General features: G+C 74.1%; 15 protein-coding genes. 12 read left to right on the top strand and 3 right to left on the bottom strand.

Annotated features, from left to right (window positions below; all coding sequences use genetic code 11):
- Window positions 1-5: 5 nt before the first annotated feature.
- Entirely contained in the window at window positions 6-941 is a 936-nt protein-coding gene (locus ACR9E3_RS21405) for an alpha/beta hydrolase (RefSeq protein WP_460382552.1), read from the bottom strand.
- A 120-nt stretch (window positions 942-1,061) separates the two neighbouring features.
- On the bottom strand, window positions 1,062-1,910 hold the full coding sequence (gene fdhD / locus ACR9E3_RS21400; RefSeq protein ID WP_460382551.1) for a formate dehydrogenase accessory sulfurtransferase FdhD: 849 nt from the start codon (window positions 1,908-1,910) through the stop codon (window positions 1,062-1,064).
- A gap of 103 nt (window positions 1,911-2,013) precedes the next feature.
- Here fdhD and ACR9E3_RS21395 point away from each other — a divergent pair, with 103 nt between their 5' ends.
- From ACR9E3_RS21395 to ndk, 6 genes are read left to right on the top strand one after another with little or no spacing between them, the layout of a single operon-like run.
- On the top strand, window positions 2,014-3,402 hold the full coding sequence (locus ACR9E3_RS21395) for an OFA family MFS transporter (RefSeq protein WP_460382550.1): 1,389 nt from the start codon (window positions 2,014-2,016) through the stop codon (window positions 3,400-3,402).
- Window positions 3,399-3,506, top strand: a complete 108-nt coding sequence (locus ACR9E3_RS21390) for an MFS transporter small subunit (RefSeq protein WP_460382549.1) — start codon at window positions 3,399-3,401, stop codon at window positions 3,504-3,506. The genes ACR9E3_RS21395 and ACR9E3_RS21390 overlap by 4 nt, the downstream gene beginning before the upstream one ends.
- A gap of 4 nt (window positions 3,507-3,510) precedes the next feature.
- A complete protein-coding gene (locus ACR9E3_RS21385) occupies window positions 3,511-3,786 on the top strand; it encodes a DUF6457 domain-containing protein (RefSeq protein ID WP_460382548.1) in 276 nt (91 codons plus the stop codon).
- An 11-nt stretch (window positions 3,787-3,797) separates the two neighbouring features.
- Window positions 3,798-5,366 (top strand): bifunctional tetrahydrofolate synthase/dihydrofolate synthase, encoded by a 1,569-nt coding sequence (folC, locus tag ACR9E3_RS21380; RefSeq protein WP_460382547.1) that lies wholly within the window; start codon window positions 3,798-3,800, stop codon window positions 5,364-5,366.
- Window positions 5,363-5,770, top strand: coding sequence for a DUF4233 domain-containing protein (locus tag ACR9E3_RS21375; protein WP_460382546.1), 408 nt, complete (start codon window positions 5,363-5,365; stop codon window positions 5,768-5,770). The genes folC and ACR9E3_RS21375 overlap by 4 nt, the downstream gene beginning before the upstream one ends.
- A gap of 53 nt (window positions 5,771-5,823) precedes the next feature.
- Window positions 5,824-6,228, top strand: coding sequence for a nucleoside-diphosphate kinase (ndk, locus tag ACR9E3_RS21370; protein WP_285654225.1), 405 nt, complete (start codon window positions 5,824-5,826; stop codon window positions 6,226-6,228).
- On the opposite strand, the gene ACR9E3_RS21365 is transcribed toward ndk, so the two are convergent.
- Window positions 6,209-7,072, bottom strand: a complete 864-nt coding sequence (locus ACR9E3_RS21365; protein WP_460382545.1) for an alpha/beta fold hydrolase — start codon at window positions 7,070-7,072, stop codon at window positions 6,209-6,211. The genes ndk and ACR9E3_RS21365 overlap by 20 nt on opposite strands.
- Before the next feature lie 86 nt (window positions 7,073-7,158).
- Here ACR9E3_RS21365 and ACR9E3_RS21360 point away from each other — a divergent pair, with 86 nt between their 5' ends.
- The 6 genes from ACR9E3_RS21360 (at window position 7,159) to rpmA (ending at window position 14,725) form a co-directional block, all read left to right on the top strand.
- Window positions 7,159-9,117, top strand: a complete 1,959-nt coding sequence (locus ACR9E3_RS21360; protein ID WP_460382544.1) for a TIGR03960 family B12-binding radical SAM protein — start codon at window positions 7,159-7,161, stop codon at window positions 9,115-9,117.
- A 34-nt stretch (window positions 9,118-9,151) separates the two neighbouring features.
- Complete coding sequence (locus tag ACR9E3_RS21355) at window positions 9,152-9,718, top strand: GNAT family N-acetyltransferase (protein WP_460382543.1); 567 nt, start codon at window positions 9,152-9,154, stop codon at window positions 9,716-9,718.
- Window positions 9,718-10,518, top strand: a complete 801-nt coding sequence (locus tag ACR9E3_RS21350; protein WP_460382542.1) for a TIGR03936 family radical SAM-associated protein — start codon at window positions 9,718-9,720, stop codon at window positions 10,516-10,518. The genes ACR9E3_RS21355 and ACR9E3_RS21350 overlap by 1 nt, the downstream gene beginning before the upstream one ends.
- Before the next feature lie 199 nt (window positions 10,519-10,717).
- Window positions 10,718-13,966, top strand: a complete 3,249-nt coding sequence (locus tag ACR9E3_RS21345) for a translation initiation factor IF-2 N-terminal domain-containing protein (protein WP_460382541.1) — start codon at window positions 10,718-10,720, stop codon at window positions 13,964-13,966.
- 178 nt (window positions 13,967-14,144) lie between these two features.
- The gene (gene rplU, locus ACR9E3_RS21340; protein WP_460382540.1) at window positions 14,145-14,444 is read left to right on the top strand and encodes a 50S ribosomal protein L21; all 300 of its coding nucleotides are present in this window, start codon (window positions 14,145-14,147) and stop codon (window positions 14,442-14,444) included.
- Between the two features lie 11 nt (window positions 14,445-14,455).
- Window positions 14,456-14,725 carry a 50S ribosomal protein L27 gene (gene rpmA / locus ACR9E3_RS21335; RefSeq protein ID WP_460382539.1) on the top strand — a complete coding sequence of 90 codons (270 nt, stop codon included), beginning with the start codon at window positions 14,456-14,458 and terminating at the stop codon, window positions 14,723-14,725.
- Window positions 14,726-14,843: the final 118 nt, after the last annotated feature.

Below are 14,843 nucleotides of genomic sequence, written 5' to 3'. Positions count from 1 at the left end.
GCCGCTCAGCCCACCCGGCGGGTCGTGGCGCCCGCTGAGGTGTCCCGGCTGTGCCGGCCGATGAACGCCCACACGTCGGGCAGCACGCTGCCGTAGTACACGCCGTCGTGGCGGCCGGGGCTGACGCGGCCGATCTCGGGGCGGGCGAGCGCGATGTAGCGGCGCGTGGCGTCGATGAACGGGTCGCGGTCGCCGCACCAGACGCCCGTCGGGACGTCGGCCAGCTCGCGGTAGAAGCGCAGCGGGTCGTTCGCCGCCCAGTCGTCCTCCCCGTCGAACGGGCGGCGCGAGGCCACCCGCCAGTCGGTGAACAGCCCGGGGCTGACGGCGGCCGCGGCCCGGACGGGGCGCCCGAGGTGCACCCTCTCGCGCGCGTACATGAGCGTGCCGGCACCGCCCATCGAGATGCCCGTGACCAGGGCGGGCTCGCCGGGCAGGTCGCCGGTGGCGGGACGCGTCGCGAGCCCCCGCTGCTGCAGCCAGGCGGGGAGCTCCTCGATCAGCATCCGCATCGGGTCGTCGCTCGCGCGGTAGGGGTGCCAGTAGTTGTCGCCCCCGTCGAGGCCGACCACGGCGAACGGCGGCACCCCGTGCGCCCAGGCGTCGCCGAGGACGCCGCGGGTCCCGGCGTCGCCCCAGAACTGCGCGTTCCCCCGCAGGCCGTGCAGGGCGACGCAGACCGGGAGCCCGGCGCGGTCGGCCCCGGGCGGCAGCGTCGTCACGAGGCGCACGGCCCGGTGGCGGGCGGCGGAGCCGACCCACTCGGTCGTCGAGACGGCGTCGGTGGGGGTCGGACGGCGCGGCGGGACCGGCACACGCTGCGGTGGCGGAGCCGGATCCTCCTGGCCCACGAGCAGGCTGCCGACCCCGACGGCGCCGGCGACCCCGAGGGCTCCGGCGCCACCGAGGAGGAACTGCCGTCGCGTGGGTCGGGCGGGCACGGCGGAACCTCCCTCGGGCTCGGGCGATGGCGCACGGCCGGAAGCCGCGCCCACCGTAATCGCCGGGGATGAGTGGTCCCCGGCACGTCCACCTGCGCGTCGCGCCGTGCGGGACGCGCGTCAGCCGCGGACCAGCGGGGCGTCCTCGGTCACGACGCGCCCGGCGCCCGCGTACACGTTCATCGACGACCCGCGCAGGAAACCGACCAGCGTCATGCCCGACTCGCGGGCCATCTCGACGGCCAGCGACGAGGGCGCCGACACCGCGGCGAGGACGGGCACCCCGGCCATGACGGCCTTCTGGGTGAGCTCGAACGAGGCCCGCCCGGACACCATGAGGACGGTGCCGGCCGCCGGGATCGCGTCCTCCAGCAGGGCGTGGCCCAGGACCTTGTCGACCGCGTTGTGGCGCCCGACGTCCTCCCGCGCCACGAGGAGCGTCCCGTCGGCGCGGAACAGGCCCGCACCGTGCAGTCCGCCGGTGCTGTCGAACACCGCCTGCGCCGCGCGCAGGGTGTCGGGCAGGGTCGCGAGGACCTCGGGGGTGAGGGTCACCGGGTCGTCGCCCGGAGCGAAGAGGGTCTTCGTGCGCACCGCGTCCAGCGAGGCCTTGCCGCACACCCCGCACGACGAGGTCGTGTAGAAGCGCCGCTCCACCGAGTCGTCCGGGGGCGCCACGCCGGGGGCGAGGGCGACGTCGAGCACGTTGTAGGTGTTGCGTCCCTGGTCGTCGAGCGAGTCGCAGTACCGCGCGGTGCTGATGTCCTCGCGGCCGCCGATCACGCCCTCGGTGAGCAGGAAACCGTGCGCGAGCTCGACGTCGTGGCCGGGCGTGCGCATCGTGACGGCCAGGGACCGTCCGTCGACCCGGATCTCCAGCGGCTCCTCGGCCGCCAGCGTGTCCGGCCGCCGACGGGTCTCGCCGTCGACGATGCGGAGCACCGGGCGCTTCACCGTGACCCGTCCCATGACCCCGCCTCCGTTCCGTCGCCACGTGTGTTCGGTGTGTGACCCATCCTCCGACCGGGTAGTCGGCCCCTCAACTATCCGTAGTCGCTGAGGGAGGCCAACGGTGGCCGGCGGGTTCTTCGATCGTTCCTCCATCGTCGCACCGCCAGGATGGAGTCGCTGGCTCGTTCCGCCGGCGGCCCTCGCGGTGCACCTGGGCATCGGCCAGGCCTACGCCTGGAGCGTGCTCAAGACCGGTCTCGGGTCCGGGCTGAAGCTCTCGGGCACGGCGACCGCGCTGCCCTTCCAGCTCGCGATCGTGATGCTCGGGCTCTCCGCGGCGTTCCTGGGCACCCAGGTCGAGCGCCGGGGGCCGCGCTGGGCGATGTTCGTCTCGACGGTCTGCTTCGCCGCGGGCTTCCTGATCTCCTCCGGCGGCATCGCGCTCGGGCAGTACTGGCTGGTCGTCGTGGGCTACGGGTTCGTCGGCGGCATCGGCCTGGGCATCGGCTACATCTCGCCGGTCTCGACGCTGATCAAGTGGTTCGCCGACCGTCCGGGCATGGCCACCGGCATCGCCATCATGGGCTTCGGCGGCGGTGCGCTGATCGCCCAGCCCGTGGAGAAGGGGCTGCTCGCGGCCTTCGGGACGACGCAGGCGGGGCTCTCGCAGACCTTCCTCGTCATGGGCATCGCCTATGCGATCTTCATGTCACTGGGCTGGCTGCTCGTGCGCGTGCCGGCCGACGACTGGCAGCCCCCGAACCCGCCGCAGCAGTCTCCGGGCAGCACCGGCAGCGGGCCGGCGGTCTCGGCCGCGACGGCCATCAGGCTGCCGCAGTTCTGGCTGCTGTGGGTGGTGCTCTGCTTCAACGTGACCGCCGGCATCGGGATCCTCGAGCGGGCGCAGGACATCTACCGGGACTACTTCACGGCGAGCAGCGGTCCCCAGATCGCCCTCGCCGCCGCCGGGGCGTTCGTCTCGATCCTCTCGCTGGCCAACATGCTCGGACGCTTCGTCTGGTCGTCGACGTCCGACGTGGTGGGGCGCAAGAACATCTACCGGATGTACCTCGGGGTCGGAGCGCTGCTCTACCTCGTCGTGCTCACCCTCGGCGAGGGCAACAAGGTGATCTTCCTGATCGCCACCCTGCTGATCCTGTCCTTCTACGGCGCCGGGTTCGCGACCATCCCGGCCTACCTCAAGGACCTCTTCGGCACCTACCAGGTCGGCGCCATCCACGGCCGCCTGCTGACCGCGTGGTCCGCGGCGGGCGTGCTGGGGCCGCTGATCGTCAACGCCATCGTCGACGCGCAGAAGGACGTCCCGGGCGCCGCCAAGTACGCGCTGCCCTTCTCGATCATGATCGGGCTGCTCGTCGTCGCGTTCGTCGCGAACGAGCTCATCCGCCCCGTCGACCCGCAGCACTACGTCCCCGACGCCGAGCGCGGGGGCGTCGAGGACGCCGGCGTGAGCGCCTCCGCCGGCCAGACCGAGGAGGTCTCCCGATGACCGCCGGCCGCACCGTGCTCACCGTCGTCGCGTGGGCCTGGGTCGTGATCCCGTTCCTCTACGGGGTCTACTCGCTCCTGATGAACATCGGGGCGCTGTTCTAGGCGATTGAGCACCCTCTCCGACTGGATCACCGAGGTCGCCCGGGAGCTGGGTGTCGACGAGCTCGGGGAGCTCGTCGACCCCGAGGTCGTCGAGCCCCTCGTCCTCGACATGACCCGCGACGTGGCCCACGGCGTCGCCCGCCCGGCGGCGCCGATCACGGCCTACCTGCTGGGTCTCGCCGTGGGCCGCGCCGCGGGGTCGGGCCCGGGGGAGCGGGAGCTCGCCGAGGGCTTCGCGCAGCGGCTGGCGGCGCGGGCCCGGGAACACCCCCGGCCGTAGCATCGGGAGTGATGAGCAGCGACGACCGGTGGGGCGCGATCTCCGCGGACAACGACGCGTCCGGGGACGCGGACGCCGACGAGCTGGCCCAGCTCCTGGCCATGGCCGGGGGTGCCGACGACGCCGGGTCCGGCCCGGGCGGGGGCGCGCTCGCCGACGCCCTGAGCCAGGGCGTCACGACGGGTGCGATCGAGGGAGCGCCCGGCCACGAGCCGGACGACGCCGAGTCGCTGGCCGCGCTGCGCGCCGTGGAGGCCGAGCTCGACCAGCGGTGGCCCGAGACCCGCATCGAGCCCTCGCTCGACCGGATCCGCGCGCTCGTGGAGGTGCTCGGCGACCCGCAGCGCTCCTACCCGGCGATCCACGTCGCCGGCACCAACGGCAAGAGCTCGGTCACCCGCATGATCGACGCGCTGCTCACCCGCATCGGCCCGCGCACCGGGCGCTACACCAGCCCCCACCTGCAGCGGGCCACCGAGCGGATCGCGATCGACGGCGCCCCGATCAGCGCGCGCCGCTACGTCGAGGTCTACCAGGAGATCGCGCCGTTCCTCGGCATCGTCGACCGGGCCCAGGGGGACGGCCCGAAGCTCTCGAAGTTCGAGGTGCTCACCGGCATGGCCTTCGCGGCCTTCGCCGACGCCCCCGTGGACGTCGCGGTCCTCGAGGTCGGCCTCGGGGGGAGCTGGGACGCCACCAACGTCGCCGACGCGGCGGTCGCGGCGATCACCTCGATCGACATCGACCACGTGAACTACCTGGGCCCGGAGCTCGGCGGGATCGCGGCCGAGAAGGCCGGCGTGATCAAGGAGGGCGCCGTCGCCCTGATGGCCGAGCAGGCGCCCGAGGCCGCCAAGGTCCTGCTCGAGCGCGCCGTCGCGATGGACGCCGAGGTCGCCCGCGCGGGCATGGAGTTCGGCGTGCTGGGCCGCGAGGTCGCCGTCGGCGGCCAGCAGCTGCGTCTGCAGGGCCTCGGCGGCGAGTACGACGACATCTACCTGCCGCTGTTCGGCGAGCACCAGGCCAAGAACGCCGCGCTCGCGCTCGCGACCGTCGAGGCGTTCTTCGGCGCCGGCGCCTCGCGCAAGCTCGACGTCATCGCGGTGCGCGACGCCTTCGCCTCGGTCCGCGTGCCCGGCCGGCTGGAGCGGCTGCGCTCCGCCCCGACCGTCGTCGTCGACGCCGCGCACAACCCGCACGGCGCCCGGGCGGCCGCCGCGGCCGTGCGGGACGAGTTCTCGTTCCGGCGGCTCGTCGGGGTCGTCGCGGTGATGGGCGACAAGGACGCCGGCGGCATCCTCGCCGCGCTCGAGCCGGTGCTCGACGAGGTCGTCGTCACCGCCGTCTCCTCGCCGCGGGCGATGGACGCCGACGAGCTCGGCAGCCTCGCCGTGGGCTACTTCGGCGCCGACCGCGTGGTCGTCGAGACCCGGATGGACGCCGCCCTGGAGACGGCGATCGGGCTGGCCGAGGAGACCGACGACGCCGAGGCGCCGGTCGCCGGCGCGGGCGTGCTCGTCGTCGGCTCGGTGGTCGCCGCGGGCGAGGCGCGGACGCTGCTGGGGCGGGAGCCGGCGTGACGGCGGGAGACGACGCGGAGCAGAGCTCGCCCGTCGGCACCGACTACGTCGCCGAGGCCAAGAAGGCGTTCCGCGGGCCGGCCAGCGCCTGCCTGTCCCTCGAGATCATCATCGTGCCGCTCGGCCTGCTCATCATGGACAAGGTCGAGGGCGGGCTGACCCCGGCGAAGATCGCCTGGGTGGTCGTGCTGACCGTCGGGATGATCGTCGCCATCGCGCGGTTCTCCCGTCCCTGGGGACTGCCGCTGGCCCTGGGCCTGCAGGTCCTCATGCTGCTGGGCTGGATCGTCTCGCCGTCGCTCGGCGTGCTCGGCGTCGTCTTCTGCCTCGTCTGGGCGGGGATGCTCTGGATGCGCCACGAGGTGCTGCGGCGTCGCGCCCAGTGGGCGGCCGGGAGCGGCTGAGCGCCCTCGCTACCCTCGGCGCCGACAGCGTGTCGCAACAAGAGGGGAACGACGTGGACGAGCGCACCCTGGTGCTGGTCAAGCCCGACGGCGTGCAGCGTGGCCTCATCGGCGAGGTCATCTCGCGCATCGAGCGCAAGGGGCTGCGCCTCGTGTCGCTGGAGCTGAAGACCGTCGACCGCGGGCTCGCCGAGCAGCACTACGCCGAGCACGAGGGCAAGGGCTTCTACGAGGAGCTCATCGCCTTCATCACCTCGTCGCCGGTGGCGGCCCTCGTGGTCGAGGGCCCGCGCGCCATCGCCGCGTTCCGCCAGATCGCCGGCGGCACCGACCCCGTCGAGAAGGCCGTCCCGGGCTCCATCCGCGGCGACCTGGCCCTCGAGACCGGGTCGAACATCGTGCACGGCTCCGACTCGCCCGAGTCCGCCGAGCGCGAGATCAAGCTCTGGTTCGGGTAGCCACCCGCTCCACCCCGTCGAGCACGGCGGGCCAGGTCGACCGCGCGAGGTCGTGCCCCATGCCGGGGATCTCCAGGAGCTCGGCGCCGGGCACGGCCGCGGCGGTCGCCCGCCCGCCGGACGGACGGATGATGCGGTCGCGGTCGCCGTGGATCACGAGCGTCGGGCAGGTCAGGGCCCCGAGGTCGGCGGTGCGGTCGCGTTCGCCGACGCACGCCGCGAGCTGGCGGTCACCGCCGGCGCCGGTCTCGCGGGCGAACGCGCGGCGGGCCGTGACGCGCACGTCCTCGTCGTCCTCGGGCGTGCGGCCGGCCGAGCCGATCCGGCGGAACGAGGCGACGAGGTCCTCCACCGGGTCGGCTCCCGGTGGGCGCAGGAACTCGGGGACCAGCCGCGGGTGCGTCTTCCCGGTCCGCCGGTCGCCGGGACGGCCCATGATCGAGGTGAGGCTCAGCGTCCGGTCCGGGTGCCGGATCGCGACCTCCTGGGCCACCATCGCACCGAGGCTCGCGCCGACCACGTGCGCGGCCGTGTCGAGGTGGGCGAGCAGGCCGGCCGCGTCGTCGGCCATGTCCCCGAGCGTGTAGACGGGCCGGGCCCGCCGCGTCAGGAACCCCCAGGCGCCCATGCCCCGGCCGCTCAGGTGGGTCGACCGCCCGACGTCGCGGTTGTCGAAGCGGACCACCCGGAAGCCCCGGTCGACCAGCGCGTCGCAGAAGTCGTCGCGCCACCAGTCCATCGACAGCCCGAGGCCCATGATCAGCAGGATCGTGGGCCGGTCCGGCTCGCCGATCACCTCGTAGCAGAGCTCCACGTCACCGACCGCGACGAACTCCTCACGCACGGTCCCGCGTTCGTCGGGGAGATCGTCGCGGTTCGACCGCCCTCCGGGCCGGGAAGGCGTCGGAGGGTGCTCGTTACCCTGGGTCCGTGGTCGAGTCCGTGTTCGAGAGCCTGGAACCCCTGCTGCCCCGGGTGAAGAAGCCGGTGCAGTACGTGGGCGGCGAGCGCAACGCGGGGACCAAGCCGTGGGACTCGGTGCCGGTCCACTGGGCGCTCTGCTACCCCGACGCGTACGAGGTGGGTCTGCCCAACCAGGGCCTGATGATCCTCTACGAGGTCCTCAACGAGCGGGCCGACGCGCTCGCCGAGCGCACCTACGCCGTGTGGCCGGACCTCGCCGCGCTGATGCGCGAGCACGGGGTCCCGCAGTTCACCGTGGACGGCCACCGACCGGTCGGGGCGTTCGACGTGCTCGGCGTCAGCTTCGCCACCGAGCTCGGGTACACGAACCTGCTCTCGATCCTCGACCTCGCGGGCATCCCCCTGCACGCCGCGGACCGCGACACGAGCCACCCCCTCGTCCTCGCCGGTGGGCACGCCGCGTTCAACCCCGAGCCCATCGCCGACTTCGTCGACATCGTCGCGCTCGGGGACGGCGAGGAGGTCGTCGGCGAGATCACCGAGGTGGTGAAGGAGACTCGGGGACTCGGCCGCCGCGAGGTCCTCGAGCGGCTCGCGGCCGTGCCCGGCGTCTACGTCCCGGGGCTCTACGACGTCCGCTACGGCGACGACGGCGCGATCGCGGCGGTGACGCCGACCAGCGAGGCCGCGCCGGCGCGGGTCCACAAGCGCACGACGAGCGACCTCGACGACTGGCCCTACCCGAAGCAGCCGCTGGTCCCGATGGCCGAGACCGTGCACGAGCGGATGAGCGTCGAGATCTTCCGCGGCTGCACGCGTGGCTGCCGGTTCTGCCAGGCCGGGATGATCACCCGGCCGGTGCGGGAGCGGTCGCCGCAGGGCGTGGGGGAGATGGTCGAGCAGGGCCTGAAGACCTCGGGCTACCACGAGGTCGGGCTGCTCTCGCTCTCGAGCGCCGACCACTCCGGCATCGGCGAGATCGCCAAGGGCCTCGCCGACCGCTACGAGGGCACCGGCACCGGGCTGTCCCTGCCGAGCACCCGCGTCGACGCCTTCAACGTCACCCTCGCCGAGGAGCTGACGCGGTCCGGGCGCCGGTCCGGCCTGACCTTCGCTCCCGAGGGCGGCTCGGAACGGCTGCGCAAGGTGATCAACAAGATGGTCTCCGAGGAGGAGCTCATCGCGACGGTCGGCACGGCCTACGAGCACGGCTGGCGCCAGGTGAAGCTGTACTTCATGTGCGGTCTGCCCACCGAGACCGACGAGGACGTACTGCAGATCGCCACGATGGCCCACGGGGTCATCCGTGCCGGTCGGAAGGCCGCCGGCCGCGGCGACGTCCGGGCGACGGTGTCGATCGGCGCGTTCGTGCCCAAGCCGCACACCCCGTTCCAGTGGGCGGCGCAGGCCGACCCGGACGTCGTCGACGCGCGGCTGCGCAAGCTCCGGGAAGCGATCAACAGCGACCGCAGCCTGGGCCGCAACATCGGCCTGCGCTACCACGACGGCCAGCCCAGCCTCATCGAGGGCCTGCTCAGCCGCGGTGACCGCCGGGTCGGCCGCGTCATCGAGCGCGCCTGGCGCGACGGCCAGGAGTTCGACGGCTGGAGCGAGCACTTCTCGTTCGAGCGCTGGGTGGCCGCCGCCGAGGCCGAGCTCGCCGACGTCGACCTCGCGTGGTTCACCACCCGCGAGCGGGACCAGGACGAGATCCTGCCCTGGGACCACCTCGACTCCGGGCTCGACCGCGGCTGGCTCTGGGACGACTGGCAGGACGCCCTGCACGCCGAGGAGCAGGACGACTGCCGCTGGACGCCGTGCTTCGACTGCGGCGTCTGCCCGACGATGGGGACCGAGATCCAGATGGCGCCCCCCGGCAGCGTGCCGCTGTCGATCACGCCCGTCGGGGAGCGCACGTCCACGCCGGTCCGCAACCCGGCCTTCACGGCCGACCGGGGCGCGTGAGGACGGTGGTCCCGGTGGCCGTTGCGACGCGCCCGTGAGCGCCGCCGCGTCCCGACCCGAACCGCCCGGCCGGCCGGAGCAGCCGGACCCGCCCGGACGACCCGCGCCCGAGGTCCGGGTCCGGCGGGCCGGGACGGTGGACGGCGACGCGGTCGCGGCCCTGCGCCGGGCCTGGGTCGAGCAGCGCGGGCAGGTCGAGCCCGGCGCCGACCCGGCCTTCGAGCACGGGTTCGCGACGTGGTGGCGCGCCGAGCTGTCGCACCACGCCGTCTGGGTGGCCGAGGTCGCCCTGGACGCGGGGCGGGGCGGCTGGGAGGTCGTCGGTTCCCTCGACGTCGCGGAGGTCGCCGCGATGCCCGCCCCCGGGCGTCCGGGGGAGCGGTGGGGCTACGTCGGCAGCCTCGTCGCCCTCGGCGCCGCGCCCCGGGGCGTGCCCCGCAAGCTCCTCGGCGCCGCCGTCGCCCACGCCCACGACCACGGGCTGGCGCGCCTGGTGCTGCGGCCGTCCCCGACGGGGGCGGCCTTCTACCGCGCGGCCGGGTTCAGCCCGGCCGGGGACGAGATGATGGTCCTGCCCACGGGCGGACGAGGAGGGACGTGATGGCGACCGCACGCGCGAAGGCCGGCGACGCTCCGCACCCGTCGGCGCCGATCGTGGCCAAGCTGCGGATGCGCTACGCGAAGCGCGGCCGCGCACGCTTCAGCTCGCACCGCGACGTCGCCCGCACCGTCGAGTGGACGCTGCGGCGCGCCGGTGTGCCGGTGGCGCTGTCGCAGGGCTTCAGCCCGCACCCGAGGCTCTCGTGGCTCGGGGCCGCCCCGACCGGCGCGGCGAGCGAGGCCGAGTACCTCGAGATCGGGGTCACCGAGGAGCTCGACCCGGCCGTGGTGGCCCGCGAGGTCGACGCCGCCCTGCCCGACGGGCTCGCGGTGGTCGAGGTGGTGCGGGCCGGTCCGGGCGCGATCGCCGACCGGATCGACGCCAGCCGGTGGGTCATCGACACGCCCGGTGTGCCCGACGAGCGTCTCCGCCCGGCGATCGAGGCGTTCCTCGCCGCTCCGGAGGTGACCGTCGAACGCCTGACGAAGAACGGTCCCCGGCCGCTCGATGTCCGCAGCGCCGTCGCCGAACTGGGGCTCGCGTTCACCCGGACGGACGAACCGGGTGACGCGGACCGGGAGGACCGTGCACGAGCGGCGACGTGTGGGAGACTGACGACGGTCGTACGGCACACCACGCCGGCCGCACGACCCGACGACGTGTGCAGTGCGCTTCGCGCCGTCGCCGGCCTCGAGTTCCCGGAGCCCGTCAGGGCCACCCGGTGGGCGCAAGGTCGGCTCGACGAGCGCGGAGAGCTGGTCGATCCGCTCGCGGCGGACCGCGCGGCACCCACCGCGTAGTTCCCCGGACGGACCCCGGCCGGCCTCGGTACTGTCGACGCCGCCGTACCGCACGATCAGGCGGGTACCGGGCCCACCGGCCCGACCCACCGGCCGTGCCGCAGTCGGCGACCGTCCCCGACGGCCGCCTCGGCGAGACCACGCGAGGTCCCCGTGTGGCCGCGACCCCCGTGTCGCGCCCGGGGACGGAGGAGATCGATTGACCGACACCGACACCCCCACCGGCGGACCCACCGCCGCGGGGGATTCCGTCGCACCCGGACGCCCCGACGAGCAGGCCCTGGCCGCGCTCCCGGACAAGGTGCGAGTCCATGCGCTGGCCCGTGTCGTGGGCACCTCGAGCCGCGAACTGCTCGCGGTGCTCGCCCGGCTCGGGGTGGGTGCGCGCAGCGCGCAGTCGAGCGTCGACCGCGAGGTCGTCGCCCGTGTGGTCGACGACCTGTTCCCGGCGCCGGGCTCGCCGGCCGGTCCGCCCGCGGGTGAGCCGGTGGCCGATGCGACCGCCCCGGCCGACGAGTTGCCGGCCGCGCCCGAGGGCGCCGCCGTCGACGAGTCCGCCACGACGCTGCCGGGGTCCGCGCCGGCCGCCGCCCCCGCCTTCGCGGCGCCGATGTTCCTGGCGCCCGAGTCCGGCTCGGACGGCGAGGGCTCCTCGCGGTCGCGGCGCCGTCGCGGGAGCCGCTCGACCGGGGTCGTCACCCCCGGGGAGCCGACCGAGACCGAGTCCACCGGCGACCACACCCCGGCCGAGGACGGCGAGACCACTCCTGCTCCCCTGGCCACCGAGGACGCCGGCTCCACCACCGGCCCGGAGAGCACGGACCCCTCCGACGACGACGGTGACGACGACGAGGGCGGCCGCCGCCGGCGGCGCCGCGGTCGCCGCGGCCGCGGGCGCGGGCGAGGCGGCAGCGACGACGCCGAGTCCGGCGACGACCAGGCCTCCCGCGAGTCCGGCGAGACCGCGGACGGGTCGTCCTCCGACGACCAGACCTCCGGCGGGTCCGGTGAGGCCGACGACTCCGCCGACGACAGCGGCGACGACGATGGCGAGGCGTCCTCGGGCGGCTCGCGCCGTCGGCGCCGGCGTCGCCGCCGGTCCTCCGAGGGCGACGGCGACGGCGAGGGTGAGGCCGAGCAGGACCCGCCGAACACCGTGACCCACGTGCGCGACCGGGTCGAGCGTCCCGAGGGCGGACGGTCGTCGAACGACGAGGTCAAGGGCGTCAAGGGCTCGACCCGCCTGGAGGCCAAGCGCCAGCGCCGCCGCGACGGCCGCGAGTCCGGCCGCCGGCGGCCCTCGATCCTGTCCGAGTCGGAGTTCCTCGCCCGGCGCGAGGCCGTCGAGCGCACGATGGTGGTGCGCCAGCAGGCCGGCCGCAGCCAGATCGGGGTCCTCGAGGACGGCGTGCTCGTCGAGCACTTCGTCGCCGGCGACGGCCAGAACTCGATGGTCGGCAACGTGTACCTCGGCCGGGTGCAGAACGTGCTGCCCTCGATGGAGGCGGCGTTCGTCGACATCGGGCGCGGGCGCAACGCCGTGCTCTACGCCGGCGAGGTCAACTGGGACGCGTCGGGGCTCGAGGGCAAGCAGCGCAAGATCGAGCAGGCGCTGTCCACCGGCGACCAGGTGCTCGTCCAGGTCACGAAGGACCCGGTCGGCCACAAGGGCGCCCGCCTGACCACCCAGATCAGCCTGCCGGGCCGGTTCCTCGTGTTCGTGCCCGCCGGCGGCGCCACCGGGATCAGCCGCAAGCTGCCCGACACCGAGCGCAAGCGCCTCAAGGAGATCCTCAAGCGGATCGTGCCCGACGAGTCGGGCGTGATCATCCGGACGGCCGCCGAGGGCGTCAGCGAGACCGATCTCGAGCGCGACGTCCGCCGGCTCACCGCGCAGTGGGAGGCCATCGAGTCCTCGGCGGCGGACAACAAGAGCTCGAAGGGCCCGACCCTCGTCTACGAGGAGCCCGACCTGCTCATCCGCGTCGTCCGCGACATGTTCAACGAGGACTTCTCCTCGCTCGTCGTCTCCGGCGAGCGCGCGTGGGAGACGCTGGAGGGGTACGTGGAGCACGTCGCGCCGGAGCTCGCCGGGCGACTCGTGCGCCACACGGGCCCGGAGGACGTCTTCACCGCGCACCGGATCGACGAGCAGCTGATCAAGGCGCTCGACCGCAAGGTGTGGCTGCCGTCGGGCGGCACCCTGGTGATCGACCGGACCGAGGCGATGACCGTCGTCGACGTCAACACCGGCAAGTTCACCGGCTCGGGCGGCAACCTCGAGGAGACGGTCACCCGCAACAACCTCGAGGCCGCCGAGGAGATCGTCCGCCAGCTGCGCCTGCGCGACATCGGCGGCATGATCGTCATCGACTTCATCGACATGGTCCTGGAGTCCAACCGCGACCTCGTGCTGCGGCGGCTCACCGAGTGCCTGGGCCGTGACCGCACGCGCCACCAGGTCTCCGAGGTGACGTCGCTGGGCCTCGTGCAGATGACCCGCAAGCGCGTCGGTCAGGGGCTGCTCGACGAGTTCTCGACCACGTGCGAGCACTGCCGCGGCCGCGGCGTCATCGTCTCGACCGAGCCCGTGATGGGTCACGAGAACGGCGGCAAGGGGAACGGCAACGGCAACGGGCAGGGCGCCTCGGACAAGGGCGACAAGAGCGACAAGAACGAGGGCAAGGACCAGGGCAACGGTTCCGGTTCGGGCTCCGGTTCGGGGCGACGCGGCCGGCGTGGCCGTCGCGGAGAGAAGTCCGACAGCGCCTCGCCCGCGACCGTCGCCGCGGCCTCCGGCCTCGTCGGGGGCCGTGACGCCGACGACGTGGCCGACGACGTGGCCGAGGCCGAGACGGCGGCCGACGCGGCGACCGAGGACGCCGGGGCCGTGACCGCGCCCGTCAGCGAGTCCGTGGCCGAGTCCGTGGCCGAGTCCGTGGCCGAGTCCGTGGCCGAGTCCGTGGCCGAGTCCGTGGCCGAGTCCGTGGCCGAGTCCTCCGAGGACGAGGTCGAGCTCGAGGCCGGTCTCGCCGAGGCGAGCGCGGGATCGGACTCGGAGGACGTCGGCGACTCCGAGGAGGCCGACGAGACGGACGAGTCGGTCGCCGAGACCATCCACGCGGCCGTCCAGGCGGAGGTCGCGCTGGAGGCGGACCAGGCCGAGCACGTGCCGGGGTCGAACGGCGCGGGCCCGGCACCGTCCGAGTCCGCGCCCGCCCCGCGGGTGACGGGCGCGATCGGTGCCACGCCGGCCGGGAACGGCAACGGGAACGGCCACGGCCGCGGCGAGGCGCTGGTGACCCCGGCGGGGTCGCCCGGGGAGGCCGAGGACGAAGCCGCGGAGCCGGCGGCACCCGAGGTGCCCACCGGCGGCGGCTCACGTCCGCGCCGTCGTCGTGCCGCGTCGCGGCCGGCCGGTCCGCCGGTGGGGGGAACGAGCAGTTGATGTCCGTCCGCGCCCCGGGTCGGCACCCGGGGTGCGGACGCCGACCCGCGGGCGGGTACTCTAGGTCGTCGGTGCCCGCCGGGTCAGCAGTTGATGCCCGCGGCACCAGAGCGCCGGGCCCGCTCCGCACGGGCCGCGCCGGAGCCGGAAGTCCACGCAGACAGGAGCACCGCGGAAGATGTACGCGATCGTGAAGACCGGCGGCAAGCAGTACAAGGTCGCGGTCGGCGACGTCATCGACGTGGAGCTCCTCGACGGTGACACGGTCGATCTGCAGCCCGTGCTCGTCGTCGACGGCAGCACCGTGCTGAGCTCGGCGTCCGACCTCGAGAAGGTGTCCATCTCCGGCAGCATCGTCGGGGAGAACAAGGGCCCGAAGATCAAGATCATGAAGTACAAGAACAAGACCGGGTACAAGCGGCGCGTCGGCCACCGCCAGCGCTACAGCCGCCTCGAGGTCACCGACATCTCGAAGTAAGGGGAGCAGTCATGGCTCACAAGAAGGGTGCGTCCAGCTCCCGCAACGGTCGCGACTCCAACGCCCAGCACCTCGGCGTCAAGCGCTACGGCGGCCAGGTCGTCAAGGCCGGCGAGATCCTCGTCCGCCAGCGCGGCACCAAGTTCCACCCGGGCACCGGTGTCGGCCGCGGCGGCGACGACACGCTGTTCGCCCTCGTCGCGGGCTCGGTGACCTTCGGGAACCGCCGCGGGCGCAAGGCCGTCAGCGTCGTCCCGGCGGAGGAGACCGCCTCCGCCTGATCCGGCGGCACGGAGCGCAGCGGAGCTGCCGCGCCGAAGGCCGACGACAGCAGCAGTACCGTCAGGGGTGGGTCCGGGACGCGGACCCACCCCTTTCGTTCGTCCGGACCGCTCTCGA

The sequence above is a fragment of the Actinomycetospora sp. C-140 genome, assembly GCF_054796175.1.
The sequence above is the reverse complement of the archived record's forward strand: the minus strand, read 5'-3'. Positions and strand labels throughout refer to the sequence as shown.